18 protein-coding genes are annotated in these 20,877 nt (G+C 69.9%); 6 read left to right on the top strand and 12 right to left on the bottom strand.

Annotated elements, in window-relative coordinates; translation table 11 throughout:
* Positions 1-15: 15 nt before the first annotated feature.
* From OG246_RS27940 to OG246_RS27920, 5 genes are all read right to left on the bottom strand, one after another.
* Positions 16-648 carry a dihydrofolate reductase family protein gene (locus OG246_RS27940; RefSeq protein WP_266469436.1) on the bottom strand — a complete coding sequence of 211 codons (633 nt, stop codon included), beginning with the start codon at positions 646-648 and terminating at the stop codon, positions 16-18.
* A gap of 38 nt (positions 649-686) precedes the next feature.
* A complete protein-coding gene (locus tag OG246_RS27935; protein WP_266469434.1) occupies positions 687-1,937 on the bottom strand; it encodes an MFS transporter in 1,251 nt (416 codons plus the stop codon).
* Positions 1,938-2,021: 84 nt separating this feature from the next.
* Complete coding sequence (locus OG246_RS27930; protein WP_266469428.1) at positions 2,022-3,389, bottom strand: FAD-dependent oxidoreductase; 1,368 nt, start codon at positions 3,387-3,389, stop codon at positions 2,022-2,024.
* A 158-nt stretch (positions 3,390-3,547) separates the two neighbouring features.
* Positions 3,548-4,279 carry an SRPBCC family protein gene (locus tag OG246_RS27925; RefSeq protein ID WP_266469427.1) on the bottom strand — a complete coding sequence of 244 codons (732 nt, stop codon included), beginning with the start codon at positions 4,277-4,279 and terminating at the stop codon, positions 3,548-3,550.
* Positions 4,280-4,396: 117 nt separating this feature from the next.
* Positions 4,397-5,356, bottom strand: a complete 960-nt coding sequence (locus OG246_RS27920) for a LysR family transcriptional regulator (protein ID WP_266469426.1) — start codon at positions 5,354-5,356, stop codon at positions 4,397-4,399.
* Positions 5,357-5,581: 225 nt separating this feature from the next.
* Between OG246_RS27920 and OG246_RS27915 the strand changes: the two genes are divergently transcribed.
* The 6 genes from OG246_RS27915 to OG246_RS27890 are packed head-to-tail and all read left to right on the top strand — an operon-like array spanning position 5,582 to position 12,326.
* Entirely contained in the window at positions 5,582-6,472 is an 891-nt protein-coding gene (locus OG246_RS27915; protein ID WP_266469425.1) for a xanthine dehydrogenase family protein subunit M, read from the top strand.
* A 5-nt stretch (positions 6,473-6,477) separates the two neighbouring features.
* Positions 6,478-6,960, top strand: a complete 483-nt coding sequence (locus OG246_RS27910; protein WP_266469424.1) for a (2Fe-2S)-binding protein — start codon at positions 6,478-6,480, stop codon at positions 6,958-6,960.
* Positions 6,957-9,311: an aerobic carbon-monoxide dehydrogenase large subunit gene (locus tag OG246_RS27905; RefSeq protein ID WP_266469423.1), complete on the top strand. Its 2,355-nt coding sequence runs from the start codon at positions 6,957-6,959 to the stop codon at positions 9,309-9,311. Before OG246_RS27910 ends, OG246_RS27905 begins: the two co-directional genes overlap by 4 nt.
* Positions 9,308-10,231 carry an XdhC family protein gene (locus OG246_RS27900; protein ID WP_266469421.1) on the top strand — a complete coding sequence of 308 codons (924 nt, stop codon included), beginning with the start codon at positions 9,308-9,310 and terminating at the stop codon, positions 10,229-10,231. The genes OG246_RS27905 and OG246_RS27900 overlap by 4 nt, the downstream gene beginning before the upstream one ends.
* On the top strand, positions 10,228-11,127 hold the full coding sequence (locus tag OG246_RS27895; protein ID WP_266469418.1) for a MoxR family ATPase: 900 nt from the start codon (positions 10,228-10,230) through the stop codon (positions 11,125-11,127). The genes OG246_RS27900 and OG246_RS27895 overlap by 4 nt, the downstream gene beginning before the upstream one ends.
* Positions 11,124-12,326, top strand: coding sequence for a VWA domain-containing protein (locus OG246_RS27890; RefSeq protein WP_266469416.1), 1,203 nt, complete (start codon positions 11,124-11,126; stop codon positions 12,324-12,326). The genes OG246_RS27895 and OG246_RS27890 overlap by 4 nt, the downstream gene beginning before the upstream one ends.
* A gap of 44 nt (positions 12,327-12,370) precedes the next feature.
* Here OG246_RS27890 and OG246_RS27885 read toward each other — a convergent pair whose 3' ends face one another.
* From OG246_RS27885 to OG246_RS27855, 7 genes are all read right to left on the bottom strand, one after another.
* Positions 12,371-13,096, bottom strand: a complete 726-nt coding sequence (locus OG246_RS27885) for a GntR family transcriptional regulator (protein WP_266469414.1) — start codon at positions 13,094-13,096, stop codon at positions 12,371-12,373.
* Positions 13,097-13,141: 45 nt separating this feature from the next.
* Positions 13,142-14,695 (bottom strand): sugar ABC transporter ATP-binding protein, encoded by a 1,554-nt coding sequence (locus OG246_RS27880; RefSeq protein ID WP_266469412.1) that lies wholly within the window; start codon positions 14,693-14,695, stop codon positions 13,142-13,144.
* Positions 14,692-15,771 carry an ABC transporter permease gene (locus OG246_RS27875; protein WP_266469410.1) on the bottom strand — a complete coding sequence of 360 codons (1,080 nt, stop codon included), beginning with the start codon at positions 15,769-15,771 and terminating at the stop codon, positions 14,692-14,694. Before OG246_RS27875 ends, OG246_RS27880 begins: the two co-directional genes overlap by 4 nt.
* A complete protein-coding gene (locus OG246_RS27870) occupies positions 15,768-16,841 on the bottom strand; it encodes an ABC transporter permease (protein WP_266469408.1) in 1,074 nt (357 codons plus the stop codon). The genes OG246_RS27875 and OG246_RS27870 overlap by 4 nt, the downstream gene beginning before the upstream one ends.
* Complete coding sequence (locus OG246_RS27865; RefSeq protein WP_266469407.1) at positions 16,838-17,926, bottom strand: mandelate racemase/muconate lactonizing enzyme family protein; 1,089 nt, start codon at positions 17,924-17,926, stop codon at positions 16,838-16,840. The genes OG246_RS27870 and OG246_RS27865 overlap by 4 nt, the downstream gene beginning before the upstream one ends.
* 78 nt (positions 17,927-18,004) lie before the next feature.
* A complete protein-coding gene (locus tag OG246_RS27860; protein ID WP_266469406.1) occupies positions 18,005-19,075 on the bottom strand; it encodes a substrate-binding domain-containing protein in 1,071 nt (356 codons plus the stop codon).
* Between the two features lie 284 nt (positions 19,076-19,359).
* On the bottom strand, positions 19,360-20,808 hold the full coding sequence (locus tag OG246_RS27855) for an MDR family MFS transporter (protein ID WP_266469405.1): 1,449 nt from the start codon (positions 20,806-20,808) through the stop codon (positions 19,360-19,362).
* Positions 20,809-20,877: the final 69 nt, after the last annotated feature.

Genomic DNA, 20,877 nt, shown 5'->3' with positions numbered 1-20,877 from the left:
CTCCGTTGGAGCTCGTCAGCGACGCACCAGCACGGCGTGCGTGACGGCCGGCGAGCTGACCAGCTCCGCGACCCGGTAGCCGTCGACCCCGTCCCCCAGGTTGTCGAACAGGCGCTCACCCCTCCCGAGGAGATTCGGGAAGATGGCGAAGTGCAGCTCGTCGATCAGACCGGCGCGCAGATACTGCTGAACGGTGGCCGCCCCTCCGCCGATCCGCACATCCTTGCCCGCCGCCGCCTCGAACGCCCGCTCCAACACCTTCTCGACGGGCTCGTCGGTGAAGTGGAACGTGGTCCCGCCCTCCATCACCAGCGCGGGCCGCAGGTGGTGCGTGTGCACGAACACGTCGTTGTGGTACGGCGGGTTCTCGCCCCACCACCCGCGCCAGGTCTCGTCCGGCCACGGTCCCCGCTGGGGCCCGAACATGTTGCGCCCCATGATGGTGGCCCCGATGTTCTCCTCACTGCGGGCGACGTGGTCGACGTCGATCCCCGTCTTCCCCTCGGCGAGGTCGCGCATCGCGGCGAACATCCATGCGTGCATGTCCTCGGAGAAGCCCTCGCCCAGCGGGTACTCCAGTCGCTGGTCGTGGCCGGCGGCGTAGCCGTCCAGCGAGATCGTGATGTTGTGTACGCGCAGCTTCGGCATGGTCGTACTCCTTCGTCCGTCGTTTCCTGCTCTCACTCCTACGTCGAACAAGAAACACCCGGATCGACAGCCTTCAGTGGCGCCTCGCGGATCCTGAGGAGAAAGAGCGGGGTGACGAGGATGAGGAGCCCGGCGATCGCGATCGCGGTGCGGGGGCCGGTGACAGCTGCGAGCAGCCCCCACAGGCCGGTCATGGCCGCGGTGGCGGCTTTGCCGGTGACCGACCACGCGGACAGGGTGCGGGCAACGCGGTCGATCGGGGTCCGGTCGAGCCGGTAGGTGGCGTACACCGGGTTGAAGACGCCGCAGCAGGTGATCAGCCCGAGCTCGACTCCCATGACGAGCAGGAGCCCGGCGGTGCCGGGGCGGATGAAGGCCAGCCCGGGCAACCAGCACGCCCGCAGGGCACCCGCGGTGAGCAGGATCTTGTGCTGTCCGAACCGGGCGACGAGCGGGCGGGCCAGCCGGGAGCCGATCAGGCCTCCGACGCAGGGCACCGCGAAGGCGAGTCCGTACTGCCAAGGCGCGAACCCGAGGTGGCCGAGCATGAGGACGGCGAGCACCGGTGAGGTCGCCATGAGCAGGCTGTTGAACAGCACCGTGTTGAAGAACAGTGGACGCAGCGCCGGGTCGGCCAGGATGTAACGCCACCCGTCGAGCAGGTCACCGGCCCGCAGCCGCGGCGGTGCGCCGGTGCGGACGGGGCGCGGCTCCTCGCCGCCGATCGCACGGATCCCCGCGGCCGAGAGCAGGAAGCTGACGGCATTGGCCACCACGGTCATCACCGGTCCGAGCAGCCCGATCGCGGCGCCTCCGAGCGGCGGTCCGACCATGCTGGCGGTCCAGTTCGTGGACTCGAAGCGTCCGTTCGCGACGAGCAGGTCCTGCCTCGGGACAAGTGACTTCAGGTACGCGCCACTTGCCGCCGTGAAGGTGAGGTCGGCCGCCGCGACGACGACCGACACCACCAGGAGCTGGACGAAACTGAGCAGGCCGAGCGCGAACGCGGCGGGGATGGTCAGCAGCGCCGCGAACCGCGCCAGGTCCATCCCGACCATCACCGGCCGCTTGCGACGGAACTCCACCCACGGACCGAGCGGCACGGCCACCGCCGCACCCACCGCCAGCCCCACCGCGGCCAGCGCCGACACCTGCGTCGGCCCGGCGTGCAGCACAAGGATCGCGATCAGTGGGAACGCGTCGAACGCGAGCCACGTACCGCACGTACTGACCGCGTACGCCGCCCACAGCCACCCGAAGTTCCGTCCCAGTGACCGCCTGGCCCCCATGCCCCGCACACCCCTCGCCGTCCCGCCGACCTCAATGCCGTCGGCACCTTACGGTCCGGCACTGACACTCGGGGTGCCGAGGTCCTACGCGCCGCTCGCGTCGAGCATCTCCTCGCGCTCGACGAGCTTCACGCGCTCGCGGCCCTGCGGTTCACCGAGCGCCTTCTCCGCGGCGTCGAGGCGGTACCAGCCCTCCCACGTGGTGTAGCGGACGTTGCGCTCGGCCAGGAACGCGTCCACGGCCTCCGGGGCGGGTGCGTCGGGGGTGTGCAGGCGGCCGTTCTCGTGGTCGTCGAGGAGGCTGGCGACCGTCTCGTTGGCGTCGCCCTTGGTGTGGCCGATCAGACCGACCGGGCCGCGCCTGATCCAGCCGGTGACGTACGTCGACTGCAGGTGCTCGCCGGTCTCCTGGATCACCCGGCCGCCCTTGTCCGGAACCGTGCCGGAGTCGACGTCCCAGGGCAGCTTGGGCAGCTTGTCGGAGAGGTAGCCGACGGCGCGGTAGACGGCGCCGAGGTCCCAGTCCTTGAACTCGCCGGTGCCCTTGACGTTGCCGGTGCCGTCGAGGGCGGTGCGCTCGGTGCGCAGGCCGACGACCTTGCCGTCCTCGCCGAGAATCTCGGTGGGCGACTCGAAGAAGTGCAGGAACAGCTTGTGCTGCCGGTTGCCGACGTCGCGGATGGCCCAGTTCTCGAGGGTCTTGGCGACCATGTCGGTCTGCTTCTCGCTGCGCCGGGCCGCGATCGAGCCCTCGTCGTAGTCGATGTCCTCGGGGTCGACGATGACCTCGATGTTCGGGGAGTGGTCCAGCTCGCGGAGCTCCATCGGGCTGAACTTCGCCTGCGCCGGGCCGCGGCGGCCGAAGACGTGGACCTCCAGGGCCTTGTTGGCCTTGAGGCCGTCGTAGACGTTCGCCGGGATCTCGGTCGGCAGCAGCTCGTCCGCGGTCTTGGCGAGGATGCGTGCCACGTCGAGCGCGACGTTGCCGACGCCGAGGACGGCGACCTTCTCCGCTTCCAGCGGCCAGGTCCGCGGTACGTCCGGGTGCCCGTCGTACCAGGAGACGAAGTCCGCCGCGCCGTACGAGCCGTCGAGGTCGATGCCGGGTATGTCGAGCGCCCGGTCGGCCGTCGCGCCCGTGGAGAAGACCACCGCGTCGTAGAAGGCGCGCAGGTCGTCGAGGTTGATGTCGCCCGGGTAGTCGACGTTGCCGAAGAGGCGGACCTGGGGCTTGTCGAGCACCTGGTTCAGGGCCTTGACGATGCCCTTGATACGCGGGTGGTCGGGGGCCACGCCGTAGCGGATCAGGCCGAAGGGGGCCGGCATGCGCTCGAAGAGGTCGATGGAGACACCGGGCTCGGCCGCCGCCACTGCGGACTTCAGCAGCGCGTCGGCAGCGTAGATCCCGGCGGGGCCGGCTCCGACAATGGCTACCCGCAGAGGGCGAGGCATGTTCAGGTTCCCTTCGAGCGACAACAGACGAACTCGCGGGAAGCCTAAACTAAGGCAAGCCTAAGTCAGTAGCCGGGTTCGATCTATGACCTCATAAGCTCGGCTTATGGGCTGTCGGGGCTCTCAAAAACCTGATGTGTGTGGGCTTCAGCCGGGCTTCAGCCTGCGGTGAGCCAGACAACGAGCACGATGACGATCACGGCGATGACGATCACGGCCGGGAGCGCGCGCTTCAGGAGGGCGCCCCGGGCGACACTCATCAGGTCGAGGGGTTCCGGCGCGGCCGTGGCGGAGGGGCGGGGGACGGAGGGGGCTTCCGTGGGGCGGACGCCCTCCGACGCGGGGGCGGCTGGAGCGGTCTCCGCCGAGGCCCCCGATCCGGACTCGGGCCCGGTCTCCGGCTCGGCCTTGACCTCGACCTCGACCTCGGGCAACGGCTCCTGCTTCTCGGCCGCGAGCTGCCCCTCCAGGTTGTCGACGAACTGTGTCAGCAGTTTCCCGCTGACCTCCTCGATCATCCCTTTCCCGAACTGCGCGATCTTGCCCGTGATGGTGAGCCGGGTGTGCACCGTCACCCGTGTTCCGTCGCCGTCCGGGGTCAGCCGGGCGGTGACGCGGGCGTCGGCGTTGCCCTGGCCGCGGGTGTCGCGGCCGCGCGCGTGAAGGACCGCCGTCCGCCCTGCGTCGTCCTTCTCCTCGAAGGAGACAACGCCCTTGTACTGGACGGTCATGGGACCGACCTTGACCTTCACGAGGCCGTTGTAGGCGTCGCCGTCCACGCCGGTGAGCTGGGCGCCTGGCATGCAGGGAGCGATCCGCTCCACGTCCGTCAGCAGCACCCAGGCCTGGTCGGCGGGGAGGTTCACTCGGAACTCGTTGGTGAAGTCCATGACGGACACACGATGGGCACGCCCCGCCAGGGCGTCAATGCGTTCTTCAGGGTTTGCTTAAGACACGCCGAGAGACCGTCGGGCCCGGTGGGAGACCATCGGACCCGTGAGAGGCCGTCAGCTCCAGATCGTGACATGGACCGGCGGACGGAACTCGTTCATGGGAACCCCCTTGGACCGGGTCAGCACCGCCTGCGTCGCGGCCGGCGTCGTGACGAACCGGCACAGCGCGGCGGCGGTCGTCGATCTCCGTTCACCGGCGAGCGCGCTCGCGTACAGCATGCCGCCGAGCCGGGCGCCGGAGACATCGAGCAACGCCAGCGACCCGCGCCGCAGTTCGTCGCGCACCACGTGCAGGAAGGCGAGGGACAGCCCCGCCCCGCCGGCCACCGCGTTCAGCGAGGCCGTGACGCTGGGGAAGGCCTTGGCCTTCTTCGCCTCGACGCCGATGTGGGAGAGGAAAGTGCCGGACAGGGTGTCCGGGTCCAGTCCGGCCGGCCCGAGTAACCATGGTTCGTGGGCGAGTTGGCCGGGTGTCAGCCGCTGGCGGTGTCGCAGCGGGTGATCCGGTGCCGCCACGACCACCAGCTGGAAGCGCAGGAACGGTATCGACTCGATGGCCGGTTCCGGGTGCGGGGCCGGACCGATCGTGACATCGGCCCGGCGGTCGCGGAGCAGGTCGCCGAAGACCGCAACCGGCACGGCGAGGGTGTCGGCGTCCAGGTCGGGCTGGCGCCGCCCGAACGCCGCGAGCAGCGCGGGGAGCACCTGCTCGGCGCCGGCCTCGGTGGACGCCACCCGCAGGTGGGCGGTACTGGAGCTCGCCTGCCGCACCCGGTGGCGGGTCTCCTCGGCGAGGCCGACGATCTCGGCGGCACCGGCCGCGAGGCGTCTGCCGCCCGGCGTGAGACTGATCCCGCCGGAGGCCCGGATGAAGAGCAGATCGCCGAGTTCGCGACGGAGGGCCGCGACCGCACCGGAGACCGCTGCCTCCGTGACACCGAGCGACACCGCGGCCGCCTTGACCGAGCCGAGGCGGGCCACTGTGACGAACGCGCGGAGCTGAGTCAGCGTCATGACCGCCATTACAACCGTTGTCCGACCGGTTGGACCCCCCGCTGCGCAGGTCTCTTAAGCATTCGCTTCAGTCGCCGTTGACCGCCGCGTCCGGTGGCGCGAAAGTTCCCCCGGACCACCGAACACCGGTTCGGGTCCTCAATCGACGGATGGTTCCTCGCGCGCGGGCCCCGGACATCCATCCCGGGGCCTGCCGGGCGGGCTCGGTCCGGGAGGGAGCGTGCCGTGCAGGTACCCGCTTCGTTCGACTATCAGCGTGCGGAAAGCGTGGACGAGGCCCTGGAGTTGCTGCGGCGCTACGGCGAGGAGGCACGGGTGCTGGCCGGCGGGCACAGCCTGCTGCCCATGATGAAGCTGCGTCTTGCCGGCCCCGAGGTCCTGATCGACATCAACGACCTGCACGAACTCGACCACATCGACCTGGCCGGGGGCGAACTGCGCATCGGTGCGCTGACCCGGCACCGCACGCTGCTTGAATCGGAGCTGGTCGGCCGGCACTTCCCCATCGTCCACGACGCGGAGAAGGTGATCGCCGACCCGCCGGTCCGCAATCGCGGCACCATCGGCGGCTCCCTGTGCCAGGCGGACCCCTCGGAGGACCTGTCCGCGGTGTGCGGCGCGCTGCACGCCCGCGCCGTGATCCGCGGGTCGGCCGGTGAACGGATCGTCGCCATGGCCGACTTCCACCAGGGACCGTACGAAACGGCGGTGGGCGTCGGGGAGATGCTCGTCGAGGTGCGGATCCCGGTTCTGCCGGGGGCGGGCAGCGCGTACGAGAAGGTCGAGCGGAAGGCCGGTGACTGGGCCGTCGCCGCCGCGGGCGCCGCCCTGACCCTGCGCGAGGGACGGATCGAGGACTCGGGCGTGGGCCTGGCCGCTGTCGGCGCCGGGGCCCTGAACCTCCACACCGTCCAGACCCTCCTGAACGGCAGCGAACCGTCCGAGGCGCTGTACCAGGAGGCGGGCCGGATCGCGTCCGAGAGCTGTTCGCCGGTCACCGACGGCCGGGGCAGCGCGGAGTACAAGCGGCATCTGGCCGGCGAACTCACCAGGCGGGCACTGCGGCGGGCGGTCGCCCGGGCCCGTGCCGCCGGATCCACGGCAGGGGAGGCGTGACGTACATGCGGATCACCGTCAGCGTCAACGGCGAGGACCACACCCGGGAGGTGGAGCCCCGGCATCTGCTCGTGCGCTTCCTCCGCGACGATCTGGAACTGACCGGCACCCACTGGGGCTGCGACACCAGCAACTGCGGTACGTGCGTGGTGCTGATGGACGGGGAGCCCGTCAAGAGCTGTACGGTCCTGGCGGTCATGGCGGCCGGACACGAGATCCGTACGGTCGAGGACTTGGCGGACGGCGCCGAACTCGACCCTGTACAGCAGGGTTTCATCGAGCAGCACGGCCTCCAGTGCGGGTTCTGCACCCCGGGCATGATGCTCACCGGCCGGGCGCTGCTCGACCGCAACCCGGATCCGTCCGAGCAGGAGATCCGCGAGGCCATCTCCGGCCAGCTGTGCCGGTGCACCGGCTATCTGAACATCGTCAAGTCCATCCAGTGGGCAGCACGCAACGAGGCCGAGGCCGCGGGGAGTCAGTCATGACCACGACCGAGGAAAGGCCCATCGGCTTCGGCCGGATGAAGCGCAAGGAGGACCCGCGCTTCGTCCGCGGCAAGGGCCACTACGTGGACGACATCCACCTGCCCGGAATGCTGCACGGGGCCGTGCTGCGCAGCCCGTTCGCGCACGCCCGCATCGTCTCCATCGACACCTCGGCCGCCGAGGCCCACCCCAAGGTCAAGGCCGTGATCACCGGCGAGACCCTGGCCGGCCTCGGCCTCGCCTGGATGCCGACCCTGTCGATGGACACCCAGGCCGTGCTCGCCACCGACAAGGTGCGCTTCCAGGGCCAGGAGGTCGCGTTCGTCGTCGCCGAGGACCACTACGCGGCGCGCGACGCGATCGAGCTGATCGACGTCGAGTACGAGCCGCTGGACCCGGTCGTCAACGCCCGCCGCGCCCTCGACGCGGACGCGCCCGTCATCCGGGACGACCTGGAAGGCCGTACGAACAACCACATCTTCGACTGGGAGGCGGGCGACAAGGCCGCCACCGACGAGGTGTTCGAGCGGGCCGACGTCGTCGTCGAGCAGACCATGCTCTACCCGCGTGTCCACCCCGCCCCGCTGGAGACCTGCGGGGCGGTCGCCTCCATGGATCCGGTCGACGGCAAGCTCACCCTCTACTCCACCACCCAAGCCCCGCACGCCCACCGCACCCTCTACGCGATGGTGGCCGGCATCCCCGAACACAAGATCCGGGTCGTCTCACCTGATATCGGCGGCGGTTTCGGCAACAAGGTCGGCATCTATCCGGGATACGTCTGCGCGATCGTCGGATCGATCGTGACCGGACGGCCAGTGAAGTGGATGGAGGACCGCTCCGAGAACCTGATGAGCACCTCCTTCGCCCGCGACTACCACATGACCGGCGAGATCGCCGCGACCCGGGACGGCAAGATCCTGGGTGTACGGGTCAAGGTCCTCGCCGACCACGGCGCGTTCAACTCCACCGCGCAGCCCACCAAGTACCCGGCCGGCTTCTTCCACATCTTCACCGGCTCGTACGACATCGAGGCCGCGCACTGCCATGTCACCGGCGTCTACACCAACAAGGCCCCCGGCGGCGTCGCCTACGCCTGTTCCTTCCGGGTCACCGAGGCGGTGTACCTGATCGAGCGCATGGTGGACTGCCTTGCCGCCGAACTCGGCGCCGATCCTGCCGAGTTGAGGATGCGGAACCTGCTGCGTCCGGAGCAGTTCCCGTACGAGAACAAGACCGGCTGGACGTACGACTCCGGCGACTACCCCACCTGTCTGCGCAAGGCCCTGGATCTCGCGGGGTACGAGGAACTGCGCAAGGAGCAGAGCGAGAAGCGCGCCCGCGGTGAACTCATGGGCATCGGCCTTTCGTTCTTCACCGAGACGGTCGGCGCCGGGCCGCGCAAGCACATGGACATCCTGGGCCTCGGCATGGCCGACGGCTGCGAGCTGCGGGTCCACCCGACCGGCAAGGCGGTGGTCCGGCTGAGCGTGCAGACGCAGGGGCAGGGCCACGAGACGACGTTCGCGCAGATCATCGCCGAGGAGTTGGGCATCCCGCCCGAGGACATCGACGTCGTGCACGGTGACACCGACCAGACGCCGTTCGGGCTCGGCACCTACGGAAGCCGCTCAACTCCCGTGTCAGGAGCGGCCGCTGCCGTGGTGGCGCGGAAGGTGCGGGACAAGGCGCGGATCATCGCGGGCGCCATGCTGGAGGTCAGTCCTGACGACCTCGAATGGACCAAGGGCCGCTGGTCGGTCGCGGGCGACCCGGCGGTGACGAAGACGATCCAGGAGATCGCACTCGCCGCGCACGGCTCGCTGGAGCTGCCGGACGGGATGGAGGGTCATCTGGAGGCGACGACCGTCTACAACCCGCCCAATCTGACATACCCCTTCGGCGCGTACGTCTGTGTGGTCGACGTCGATTCCGGCACGGGCGCGGTGAAGGTGCGGCGCTTCATCGCCGTGGACGACTGCGGCACCCGTATCAACCCCATGATCATCGAGGGGCAGGTGCACGGCGGTCTGGCCGACGGGGTCGGCATGGCGCTGATGGAGCTCATCAGCTTCGACGAGGACGGCAACTGCCTCTCCGGCTCCTTCATGGACTATCTGCTGCCGACCGCCCTTGAGGTCCCCGCCTGGGAACTCGACCACACCGTCACCCCCTCCCCGCACCATCCGATCGGCGCCAAGGGCATCGGCGAGTCCGCGACCGTCGGCTCACCGCCGGCCGTCGTCAACGCGGTCCTCGACGCCATCGGCGTACGCCACGCCGACATGCCGCTGACGCCGGGCCGAGTGTGGCAGGCGATGCGGCACGGCGAGGTGGAGGCGCCCCAATGAGCCCCGTCGCAACACTGCTCGAGGCACGCATGGCCGAGCTGACGGGACGTCATGTGCCGTTCGTCAAAGCCACCGTGGTGCGTGCCCGCCGTCCGGCGAGCGCGCGGCCGGGCGACATCGCGCTGGTCCTCGCGGACGGCCGTATCGAGGGCTTCGTCGGAGGCGTCTGCGCGGAGGCAACGGTCCGGGTCCAGGCGCTGCGGACCCTGCGGAGCGGCGAGTCGCTGCTGCTCCGCATCTCGCCGGAGGCAACAACGGACGGCACCGGGGAGCCGGTTGTCGAGGAGGGGGCGTTGCTCGTCGCCAACCCATGCCTGTCCGGAGGGGAGTTGGAGATCTTCCTGGAGCCGCTGCGGCCCGCGCCGCGCGTGGTCGTGGTGGGTGACTCGCCCATCGCCCGTTCCGTGGCTGCCTTCGGGCCGGCGCTCGGCTACGACATCACGTCGGCCGGCGTCGACGGGATCACCCCGGACTCGCTGGCCGGGACCCAGGCGGTGGTGATCGCCTCGCACGGCCGGGACGAGGAGCCGGTGTTGCTGTCGGCGGTGCGGGCGGAGGTGCCGTACATCGGTCTTGTCGCCAGCCCCAGGCGTGGGGCCGCGGTGCTGGCCGGGCTTGATCTCGACCCTGGGCAGCGCGCGCGGATCCGCACCCCGGCGGGACTGTGGATCGGCGCCCGCACACCGGGCGAGGTCGCCGTGTCGATCCTGGCGGAGGTCATCCAGGCGGTGGGCGGTCGGTCTCCGGAGGCGGAGGAGGCTCTGACGGCCGTCGACCCCGTGTGCGGCATGACGGTCGCCGTCGCGGACAACACCCCGTACTCCGAAGCCGGCGGCGACCGCCGCTGGTTCTGCTGCACCGGTTGCCGCGCCACGTACGAGAAGGACCCCTCCCGTTACCCGGAGGCCGACGCCTCGTGAGCGAATTCGTCGAGCGCTGTCTGCCGGGCGTGGGAAGTCTGCGCGCCGCGCTGGACTCACTGGGCTATCTCGCCGACGACGGTCTGGTCACCGCCCTCTTCCTCGCCCTGCGGCTCCCCCAACCGCTGCTTCTGGAGGGCGAGGCGGGCGTCGGAAAGACGGAGGCGGCCAAGGCGGTGGCCGGAATACTGGGCAGCCCGCTGATCCGGCTTCAGTGCTACGACGGTCTGGACGCCGCCGAGGCGCTGTACGAGTGGAACTATCCACGCCAGCTGCTCGGTATCCGCCTCGCCGAGGCCCGGCACGAACAGCTCTCCGAGGCGGACCTGTTCAGCGAGGACTACCTCCTCCGACGCCCCGTGCTCGCCGCGCTCACCCACCCCGGGCCCGCACCCGCCGTCCTCCTCATCGACGAGATCGACCGCGCCGACGACGACTTCGAGGCGTTCCTCCTGGAGGTGCTCGCCGAAGCGGCCGTGACCATCCCCGAGATCGGCACCATCCGGGCCACCGTGCCGCCCGTCGTGGTGCTCACCTCCAACCGCACCCGTGATCTGCACGACGCGCTCAAGCGCCGGTGCCTGTACCACTGGATCGACTATCCGGACACCGAGCGGCTGGTCGAGATCGTGCGCCGCCGGGTGCCCGGGACCTCGCGGGAGTTGGCGGCCGCGGTCGCGGCCGCCGTACGAAGGCTGCGGACTCTGGAGCTGCAGAAGGCTCCGGGCATCGCCGAGACCATCGACTGGATCTCCGCGCTGAACCTCCTTGGCGTGCCCCGCCTCGACGCCGATGTCGCCCGGAGCACCCTCGGTTCCCTGCTCAAGTACCGGGAGGACCAGGAGCTGGCACGGGAACGCGGCCTGGACTGGCTGGTCGCGGACCGGCACCCGTGAACCCCGGTGCCGTTCCGCTCTTCGACCGGGCCGAGTTCGGCGGCCGGCTGGGCGAGGAACTGCGGCGCGCCGGGGTGGCGGTGACGCCGGAGCGGTCGGTGCGGTTCCTGGAGGCGTTGCGGCTGCTGCCGCCGGTCGACCGTACGGCGTTGTACTGGGCGGCACGCCTGGCCTTCGTGACGGGTCGTGAGCAGATCGCGCCGTTCGACCGGGTCTTCGATGCGCTCTTCGCAGGGGTTCCGCGTTCGGTCGCCGTCCGCCGGGAACCCCGGCCGTTGCCCGGAGCCGAGTACGGTCCCGAGCCCGGGCGGGTCTCGGTGCCGTCGGGAATCGGCCGGGATCCGGCCAACTCGCGGGTGCCGCACGGCAGTTTCGGCGGAGTGTCGGACCGCGACCGTACGAAGGACCGGCGAACCGAGGAGCTGCGTACGGCGGGCAGCGCGGCCGAGGTCCTCGCGCACAAGGACTTCGCCGCCCTCGAACCCGGCGAACTGGCCGAACTGAACCGGCTGCTCGCCCTGTTGGTGGTGAACGCGCCGCTGCGCCGCAGCCGCCGCCGGGAGGCGGACCGCCGGGGTCGCCGCATCGACCTGCGCCGCACCCTGCGCGCCGGGCAGCGCACCGGCGGTGAGGCGGTGCCGCTGGCCCGCAGCCGCAACCGTATGCGGCGGCGACGGCTGGTGCTGCTGTGCGACATCTCCCGCTCCATGGAGCCGTACACCCGCGCCTATCTGCGTCTCTTCCCTCGCGCGGCGGCCGGGGTGGCCGCCGAGGCGTTCGTCTTCGCCACCCGGCTCACCCGGCTCACTCCGCTGCTGCGGCACACCGGCCCGGCCGGCGTGGACGCCGCACTGCGACGAGCGGGCGCCACCGTGTCCGACTGGTCGGGCGGCACGCGGATCGGCCACGCGCTGGCCGAGTTCAACAACCGGTTCGGCCGCCGGGGCATGGCGCGCGGCGCCGTGGTGGTGATCTTCTCCGACGGCTGGGAGGGCGAGGATCCCGCAGCCGTCGGACGTGAGATGGCCCGTCTCGCGCGGCTCGCGCATCGGATCGTCTGGGTCAACCCCCGCAAGGCTGCGCCCGGTTACGCCCCGCGCGCCGGTGGCATGGCCGCCGCGCTCCCCTACTGCGACACGTTCGTGAGCGGCCACAGCCTCGCGGCTCTCACCGAGGTGGCCGCGGCGATCGCGGACTGACGCGTACTGATGGGGTGCCTGTTCGCAGAAGGGCCTCCGCCGGCTCAGTTGCCTTCGCGGAAGCAGATCAGCTGGCGCTCCAGGCTGCTCTGCAGGTGTTCCCGCATGGACTGTGCGGCGCGGTCGGCGTTGCGCCTGAGTACGGCTCGCAGGATCCGGTCGTGTTCGGCGACCGTCGCCGGGCCCGCACCCGCGATGGCGCTGAGGCGGAAGATGTGGAGATGCGCGTGGAGCCGCTCGACGGCGTCCGCGAGCAGACCGTGCCCGGACGCCGCTGCGAGCGCGTCGTGGAACTGCTGGTCGAGGGAGGCGAACCGGCCGTACACGGCATAGCTCCCGCCCTCCTCGGGTTCGCCCCGCATCTCGTCCATGAGCGCTTCTATCCGGTCCAGTTGGGCTTCATCGGCCCTCTCGGCCGCCAGCGCCGCGGCGTGCGGTTCCAGCAGCAGCCGCATCTCGAAGAGCTCCTCGATGCCCTCGACGGTGAGGAGGTCGGTGGTGCGATAGCCGGCGAGGGACCGCTTGGTAACCAGGCCGTCCGCCTCCAGCCGGGCGAGGGCCTCGCGTACCGGCGTGGGTGACACCTCGAGGTAGCGGGCGAGCGCCTCGATGCCCACCCGGGCCCCCGGCTTGATCTTGTGGTCCATCACCATCGCCTTGATGGCCTCGTACACACTGTCCGCCAGGACCTGGCGCTGAGGCGGGACCCGGGGCGGCGGGACCGCTTCGGTGGCCGCACCGTCCGGCGCGTGAGGCTCTTCCGACAGCATGTCCCGCCTCCCCTTGAGCATTCCGGTCCAGGTAACGCTTGTGAATCATATAGGGATTTGCGAGTCGCGGTCCGAGTCCCTCGTCGCGTTCCCCTGTCCGTGGATGAGGCGGATGACCTGGCCGCTCATCCGCTCGTAGTCGTGTTCGTTCCTGGTCTCTCCCCGGATCCGGTAGTCCGCCATGACGACGATGCGGTCGGCCAGCGTCACCATCTCTCCGAGGTCGCTGCTGATCAGCAGGATGGGCAGGCCGTCACGGGCGAGCTCCCAGATCAGTTCGTGGAAGGCGTGCTTGGTGCGGACGTCGACACCGACGGTCGGTTCGTCGACGACGAGCAGCCGGGTGTCCGCCGCGAGCCATTTGGCGAGGCTCACCTTCTGCTGGTTGCCGCCGGACAGTTCACCGGCGTTCTGTTCCAGTGAGGCGATGCGGATGCCGAGCCGCTCGACAAGGTCTTCGGCGACGCTTCTTTCCCGCTTGTCGGAGACGTACCCCAGGGCCTGCGCCAGCTTCTTCCACACGGTGACGGTGATGTTCCGCAGAATCGGCTGTTCCAGGAAGACGCCTTCCTCCTTGCGGTTCTCGGTGAGATAGCCGATTCCGTACTCGTGGAGTGCCTGCCGTGGGGAGGAGATCTTCGCCGGCTCGCCGTACACACGGACTTCGCCGGCCGTGACGCGTTCGAGGCCGAGGACGGCCCGGACCAGTTCGCTGCGGCCGGCGCCGACGAGACCGTACAGCCCGACGATCTCTCCGGGCCTGACATCAAGATTGATGTCGGCGTGGCCCGCCGCGGTGGCGACACCCGTGAGGGAGAGCGCCGGCTCCGCGGTCCGGTCCACCGTCCGCGGGGAGAGTGCGGAGGCCTCGTGGGTGCGGCCCACCATCAGGCTCACGATCTCGTCGTGCGTGTGCTCGGCGAGCGGGACCGACCGCAGGACGGAGTGCCCGTCGCGCAGCACGGTGACGGTGTCGCAGACCGCGAACACCTCCTCCAGCTTGTGGCTGACGAAGACGACGCAGGTGCCGCGGGCCGTCAGCCGCCGGATCACCTCGAAGAGCCGCTCGGCCTCCTGCGGCGAGAGGGACGCGGTCGGTTCGTCCAGCAGGAGTACCCGGCTGTCGGTGTGCAGCGCCTTGGCGATCTCGACCAACTGCTGCTGGGCGACGGAGAGTTCACTGACGACCGTGTGCGGGTCCAGGTCGAGCCCGACCTCCCGGAGACAGTGTTCCACCGGGCCGGTCATGGCCCCGCGGTCGATGAGGCCGCGGCGTGAGGGGGGCTTCAGGAGCGTGATGTTCTCCGCCACGGAGAAGGCGGGAATCAGATTGCGCTCCTGGTGCACCACTCCGATGCCGGCGCGGGTGGCGTCCAGTGGGGTCCGCAGATGCACCTCGCTGCCGCGCAGCAGCAGACGACCGCCGTCCGGGGCGTGGACCCCGGTCAGAACCTTGATCAGGGTCGATTTGCCCGCGCCGTTCTCACCGAGAAGGGCGTGCACGGTTCCCGCCGTCAGGCGCAGGGCCACCTGGTCCAGGGCGCGCACCCCGGGGAAGACCTTGACGATGTCCTCGCACTCCAGCAGTACGTCGCTCACTGGGCACCCCCGGTGCTCGGCAGGGCGGTGGCGGGCGCCGCCCGGTTGTCGGTGGGTGGTTGCCCATCCTTGTGCGGGCGTGCGGTGCTGAGGTGCGACTGGTGGAGGCGGCCTCCGACGACCGTGGCGAGGACGACGACGCCGATCAGGAAGTTGACCCAGCTCGGATCGAGCGAGAACTCGGCACGTGCGCTGTCGATGAGCCGCATGACGAAGGCGGCCAGCACGGTCCCGAGAATCGCCACCGACCCGCCGGTCAGGGCCACACCGCCGATGATGGGGGCCGCGAAGCTGGGCAGGAGCCAGTCGCCGCCGACGCTGCGGTTGACGCCGGGCAGCGACGCGGTCGCGATCAGTGCGGCCACTCCGATCAGCAGGCCGGACAGCGTGTGCGCCAGGACGATCTGGCGGTCGGTGGAAATGCCCGAGAGCCGTGCGGCCAGCGGATTGCCGCCCGCCGCGAGCAGTCGCCGTCCCGCGATCCCCCGGTGCATGAACACGGCGAGGAGAGCGGCCACGACCAGTGCCGTGACGAGGACGAGCGGGATGTTCGCGGGCGCGGCCGTGCCCAGATCGCGCAAGGTGGCGGAGTAGCCGTCGACGGTACGGGTCCCGGCCAGCCGGTACTGCGCGCCCAGCAGGATGGTCATGGTGCCGAGGGTGACGATGAACCCGTTGATCTGGGTCACCACGATGAACGCACCGGTGAGAGCGCCGATCGCCGTGGCCATCAGCACGCCGATCAGGACGGCCAGGCCGGCCGGCATACCCGCGTCGGCCATGAGGACGCCCATGGCGCAGGCGGTGAATCCGCCCAGGGCGCCGACCGCGAGGTTGAGCTGTCCGACGCACAGGCAGACCATCTGCGCGAGACCGATGAGGATGGGGGTCGCCAGGTACTGCAGGAAGGTCCGGACCGAGTTGCCCTCGAAGAAGGAACCCGACGACGCCACACCCAGACCGATGTACCCGGCCACGACGACGCAGAGCAGGGTCAGGGAGGTGGAGCGGGAGAAGCGTCGCAGCGAGGAGAGGGCTTCGGCCTTCCAGGCAGGGGGAGTTGCGGAGGTCGTCATGTCGAGCGCACCACCTTTCGGTAGCTGACGATGTGGCGCACCCGGTCGGCGGACAGGGCGAGCAGCAGCACACAGCCGAGGTAGATGTTGAGGCTCTCCAACCCCACGCCGAGCAGGTCGAGGCCCTTGCGGATGACGCCGACCAGCGAGGTGCCCAGCAGAGCGCCGATGACCGAGACGACGCCGCCGGTGAGCAGGGTGCCGCCGAGCACGGCTCCGAGGAACGACGGCAGCATGAAGTCGTCCCCGATGGAGGCGCGGAAGGTTCCCGTGCTGACGGCGGCCATGAATCCGGCGAGCGCGGCCAGCAGGCCCGACAGCATGTGTGCGGTGATGACGCGGCGGGCGGTGGGGATGCCCGACAATTCCGCGGCGGCCGGGTTGGCGCCCGTCAGCAGGAGTTCCCTGCCAGTACGGGTGTAGCGGTAGAGGAAGCCGAGTCCGACGAGGGCCAGGACGGTGAACTGGGCCAGCTGCGGAATCGCCGGTGAACCGCAGACGGGACCGACGCAGATGTCGGCAAGCGAGTACTGGCGAAGCTCCGTCATCCCGGACGGTGTGCTGGTGAAGGCGGCGTTCTCGGTGAGCGCGGAGTACAGCAGGGACACCAGCCCGAGGAGGGCGAAGTCCATGGCGAGCGTCACGACGAAGGAGCTCACGCCGGTACGGGCGATGATCCATCCGGTCAGGGCACCGATCAGGGCTCCCGCCACCAGGCAGACCAACAGGCCCACGGACAGCGGCAGTCCGAGCCGGTCATAGCCGAACCCGGCGAACAGGGCGCCGAACGCGGCCATGCGGCCCACGGCCAGGTTCATGTGCCCGACGGACAGGACGACCATCTGGGCCAGTGCCACCACGGTCAGCGTCGAGATGTCGCGCAGCAGCGGGAAGAGGACGAGCCTGGCGTCGAAGAAGGCCGGGCGCAGCAGGCCGAAGACGATGACGAGCGCGACGACGAGCCCGAGCAGGCCCAGTTGCTGGGGGGCCAGGATGCGGCGCCGGGGAGTCCGGCGCTGTGACACCGGTGGCCGGTCGGTGTCCGCGGGAGGTGACGAGGTCGTGGTCATGCCACCCTCCGGTCGTCGATCGCGTCGTGGTCCCAGTCGATGCCGATGCCCGGTTCGTCGGACGCCACCGCTCGGCCGTCGCGCACGGTCAGTTCGGTGCGGGTGATCGCCCTCAGCTGCGGGATGTACTCGACGTACATGCCGTTGGGCACGGCCGCCGCGAGGCTCACGTGCAGTTCCATCAGGAAGTGCGGGCAGACCATGACGTTGTACGCCTCTGCCAGGTGGGCGACCTTCAGCCAGGGGGTGATGCCGCCGACGCGGGCCGCGTCGACCTGCACCACGGAGGCGGCTCCGGCCTCCAGGTACTGGCGGAACTGCCCCAGCGAGTAGAGGGTCTCCCCCACCGCGATCGGCACGTTGGTGGCACGGGCGAGGCGCGCATGGCCGCTCACGTCGTCCGCCGGCATCGGTTCCTCGAACCAGAACGGTCCATGGGGTTCGAGCGCCGAGGCCAGTCGCACGGCCGAGGACAGCGTCTGGGACTGGTTGGCGTCCGTCATGATGTGCAGCGCGGGCCCGACGGCCTCGCGGACCGCGCGCAGCCGTTCGACGTCCTCCGCCGGGTGCGGCTTGCCCACCTTGATCTTTACTCCGGCCCACCCGGCGTCGCGGGCGGCCACGGCCGACTTGACCAGGTCCTCGGTGCTCAGATGCAGCCAGCCGCCTTCGGTGTCGTACAGCGGTATCTCCTGGCGGTGGCCGCCCGCCAGCCGCCACAAGGGCTCGCCGGCCCGCTTGCATCGCAGGTCCCACAGGGCGGTGTCGACCGCGGCGAGGGCCAGCGAGGTGATGGCTCCGACGGCGGTCGCCCGTGTCCGGGCGAACAGCCGCTGCCACAGGGCCTCGACGTTACGGGCGTCCTGGCCGGGCAGGGCGGGGAGCAGATGGTCGTTCAGCAGCGCCAGGACCGAGGAGCCGCCGGTGCCGATGGTGTAGCTGTAGCCCATGCCGGCCAGGCCGTCGTCGGTGGCGAGGTCGACGAATATCGTCTCCTGCTTGATGAACGCCTGGACCGCGTCGGTGCGGTTCTGCTCCACGGGGATGTCGGCCAGCCTGGCCGTGGCGGTCGTGATGATGCTCATGGGGGTGTCCGGGTCTCCCTGGTCAAAGGCCTTGGTCGGTGGCCGTGTTGGCACAGCGGCTGAGTGGCGACGTTCGGGTCAGCCGCAGTTGAGGAGCTCGTCGGCGAACTGCTTCTTGAGGTCGGCGGTCTTGCTCTGCCGCTCCTTGTCGTAGCCGACGACATTCGCCTTGGTGACCACGAAGGATCCGGAGTCGACGACCACGCCCGGATCACGCATCACGCACTGCTTGCTCTGCAGCAGCGCGAGCACCCAAGTGCCCACGTCCGCCTGCCCCACCGGGTTCTGTACGACCGTGGCGCTGACGGAGCCGTCCTTGATCGCACCGATGATCTTGGCGTCGTCGTCGATGGCCACGACCTTCGCCTTCGATCCCGAACTCTGGACCGCTCCGGCCGCGGCGACCGCGGGGTTGTACGCGGTGGTGACGATGCCCTGGATCTCGTTGCCCTTGGCGGCCAGCAGGTCGGACACCGCCTTCTGAGCGGTCTGCAGGTCCTTGTCGATGTCGGTGACCGTCTGCAGGAGTGTGACCTTGCCCTTGGTCTCCTGCACCGCCTTCTCCACGCCCTTGATGCGGAGTTGGGTGTTGGCGTCGACGTTGTTGCCGGTCAGGTGGACCAGTGCGCCTTTGCCGCCCATGGCCTCGATCGTGGCCTGGGTGGCCTTGTAGGCCGCGACCTCGACGTCCGTGGACAGACAGAAGTCCGCCTCGTTCACGTCACCGGCCGGGCACGAGGCGAGTGAAGCCACCGCGAAACCCTGGGACTTGAGGTCGGCGAAGGTGCTGTTGATGTCGGTCGGCGAGACACCGAAGACGCCGAACGCGTTGTACCCGCGTGCCGCGAGCGTGGACAGGAGGTTGTTCTGCTTCTGCTGGTCCCACTCGGCGGTCTCGTTGAACGTCAGGTCCCCGAGCCCGTACTCCTTCTCCGCGGTGGCTCCCGTCGTCTTCCACACCTGGAAGTACGGGTGGGCGCCACCGGGGACGAGTGCGACCTTGACTGCGGATCCGTCGGCCAGTTCGGCCGACCCGTTCCCCGTACCCGCCGCGGTGGCCGTGCTCCCGGCGGCCGGTTCCCCGGAGTTCTTCAGGGTGCATCCCGTCAAGGCACCGGCGAGCACCGCCGCGGCGACGGTACTGGACAAGAGGGGCCCGATACGGAGGTATGGCGTCACAACTCCACCCGAATTCCATAGGATATTGGCGCTGAGATGCTCCTTCAGGCACCGATCCGCGTCAAGACATCCGACAAAAGTAGGCGACTTGAGGGCTTTCGAGGGCCTGTCTTGGCACGTCCAGAGACTTTTGACGGCGCAGCCCGGCACGGTTGCCGCGCGAGCGGACCGAGGCTCAACGGTCACAATCCCATAGGAAATTGGGCTGCTGCCTGACCAGCGCGGCAGAGGTCACGTGTGGTCCCGGCTGTCCTTCACCCCGACCTGGCTCGGCGTGGGCGCCGCGGACGCGCCTCCGGTACGGTGCTCGCCGCATCGGCGTCGCGGACCACCCAAGCCGCCCGAAGGGCAAGCAGGTTGACCGCCGCGGCAACGAGGAACCCCACCCGGTAGGCGGCGCCGTCGCCGGCCGGCTGCCCGTCGGCGGGCGAGTCCACGCCCACGAGAACGAGGGCGGTGGTGGCCACGGCGATACCCACCGCACCGCCGAGCCTCCGACCGGCGTTGAACAGCGTCGCCGCCCGTCCGGACGCGGCGGCCGAGACCGTCGCGAACGACGCCGCCTGGGTCGCCACGAACACCTGGCCCACCCCGAAACCCACGAGGTAGAGGGTGACCCACACCTGCCACAGGGGGCCGTGGACGCTCAACACCGCCAGCAAGGCCATGGACAGGCTCGACCCGAGCACGCCGACCACAAGGTGCCGGCGCGGTCCGAGCCGCCGGTACAGCAACCGGCTGGCAACCTGGGAACCGGTCATGACGCCCAGGGCCTGCGGCAGGATGCTCAGGCCGGAGGCCAGCGGGCTGAGTCCCCGCCCGTCCTGGAGATACAGCGACACCGTGTAGATCACACCGAGGAACGCGACCGATTCCAGCGCCATGACGACGCTCCCCGAGCGGAACAGCCGGTCCTGGAACAGGCGGATGTCGATCAGCGGCGCGCGGGAACGCAACTCGACGACCACCAGAACTCCCAGCAGCGCCGCACCGACCACGAGGCCGACCAGAACAGGCCGGGCGGTCCACCCCAGATCGGGTCCCTGCGACAGCCCGTACATCGCCAGGCCCAGACCCGCCGCCGCGAGCAGGAACCCCAGGAGGTCGAACCGTCCCAGCTCCTCCTGGACGGAGTTGCGGAGGAACAGCGCACCGAACACGAGCGCCGCGCAGCCGACCGGGACATTGACGAAGAACACCCAGCGCCACGACAACTCCGTCACCAGCAGACCACCGAGCGACGGACCGATCGTCGGGGCGACGGCGTTCGCCATGCTGAGTACGGCGAAGACGCGCACGCGCTCCCCCGGCGGGAAACTGCGCAGCATCATGGCCATGCCGACCGGAACGAGCATGCCGCCCCCCGCCCCCTGGAGCAGTCTGAAGGCGATGAGTTCGCCGAGGCTCGTCGCGAGCCCGGACAGAGCCGACCCCAGTGTGAACACAGTCAGGGCCGTCAGCAGGATCCGCTTCCCGCCGAACCGGTCACCGAGCCAGCCGGACGCCGGAATGAACACCGCGAGGCTGACGAGGTAGGAGATGGAGACGGCGTCGACGGAGGTGGACGGGACCGAGAACGCGCGGCCGACGCTCGGCAGGGCGACATTGACGATCGTCGTGTCCATCACGTTGAGAAAGACAGCGGCGACGTAGACCACGCTGACGGCCGTCGTCTGTTTGACGACGATGCCGCGGCCACTCATTCCGCGCCCCCGCAACTCGGCGCCCAGGAAGGCATACGACCCTCTCCCAGTGTCTCTGTGTTCTTCCCT

It is taken from the genome of Streptomyces sp. NBC_00620, from assembly GCF_026341825.1.
Taxonomy (GTDB): domain Bacteria; phylum Actinomycetota; class Actinomycetes; order Streptomycetales; family Streptomycetaceae; genus Streptomyces.
The sequence above is the reverse complement of the archived record's forward strand: the minus strand, read 5'-3'. Positions and strand labels throughout refer to the sequence as shown.

Coding starts and splice junctions, on each gene's coding strand:
- OG246_RS27940 (WP_266469436.1), bottom strand. CDS start 648: ATGCCGAAGCTGCGCGTACACAACATCACGATCTCGCTGGACGGCTAC.
- OG246_RS27935 (WP_266469434.1), bottom strand. CDS start 1,937: ATGGGGGCCAGGCGGTCACTGGGACGGAACTTCGGGTGGCTGTGGGCG.
- OG246_RS27930 (WP_266469428.1), bottom strand. CDS start 3,389: ATGCCTCGCCCTCTGCGGGTAGCCATTGTCGGAGCCGGCCCCGCCGGG.
- OG246_RS27925 (WP_266469427.1), bottom strand. CDS start 4,279: ATGGACTTCACCAACGAGTTCCGAGTGAACCTCCCCGCCGACCAGGCC.
- OG246_RS27920 (WP_266469426.1), bottom strand. CDS start 5,356: ATGACGCTGACTCAGCTCCGCGCGTTCGTCACAGTGGCCCGCCTCGGC.
- OG246_RS27910 (WP_266469424.1), top strand. CDS start 6,478: ATGCGGATCACCGTCAGCGTCAACGGCGAGGACCACACCCGGGAGGTG.
- OG246_RS27905 (WP_266469423.1), top strand. CDS start 6,957: ATGACCACGACCGAGGAAAGGCCCATCGGCTTCGGCCGGATGAAGCGC.
- OG246_RS27900 (WP_266469421.1), top strand. CDS start 9,308: ATGAGCCCCGTCGCAACACTGCTCGAGGCACGCATGGCCGAGCTGACG.
- OG246_RS27885 (WP_266469414.1), bottom strand. CDS start 13,096: ATGCTGTCGGAAGAGCCTCACGCGCCGGACGGTGCGGCCACCGAAGCG.
- OG246_RS27875 (WP_266469410.1), bottom strand. CDS start 15,771: ATGACGACCTCCGCAACTCCCCCTGCCTGGAAGGCCGAAGCCCTCTCC.
- OG246_RS27870 (WP_266469408.1), bottom strand. CDS start 16,841: ATGACCACGACCTCGTCACCTCCCGCGGACACCGACCGGCCACCGGTG.
- OG246_RS27865 (WP_266469407.1), bottom strand. CDS start 17,926: ATGAGCATCATCACGACCGCCACGGCCAGGCTGGCCGACATCCCCGTG.
- OG246_RS27855 (WP_266469405.1), bottom strand. CDS start 20,808: ATGAGTGGCCGCGGCATCGTCGTCAAACAGACGACGGCCGTCAGCGTG.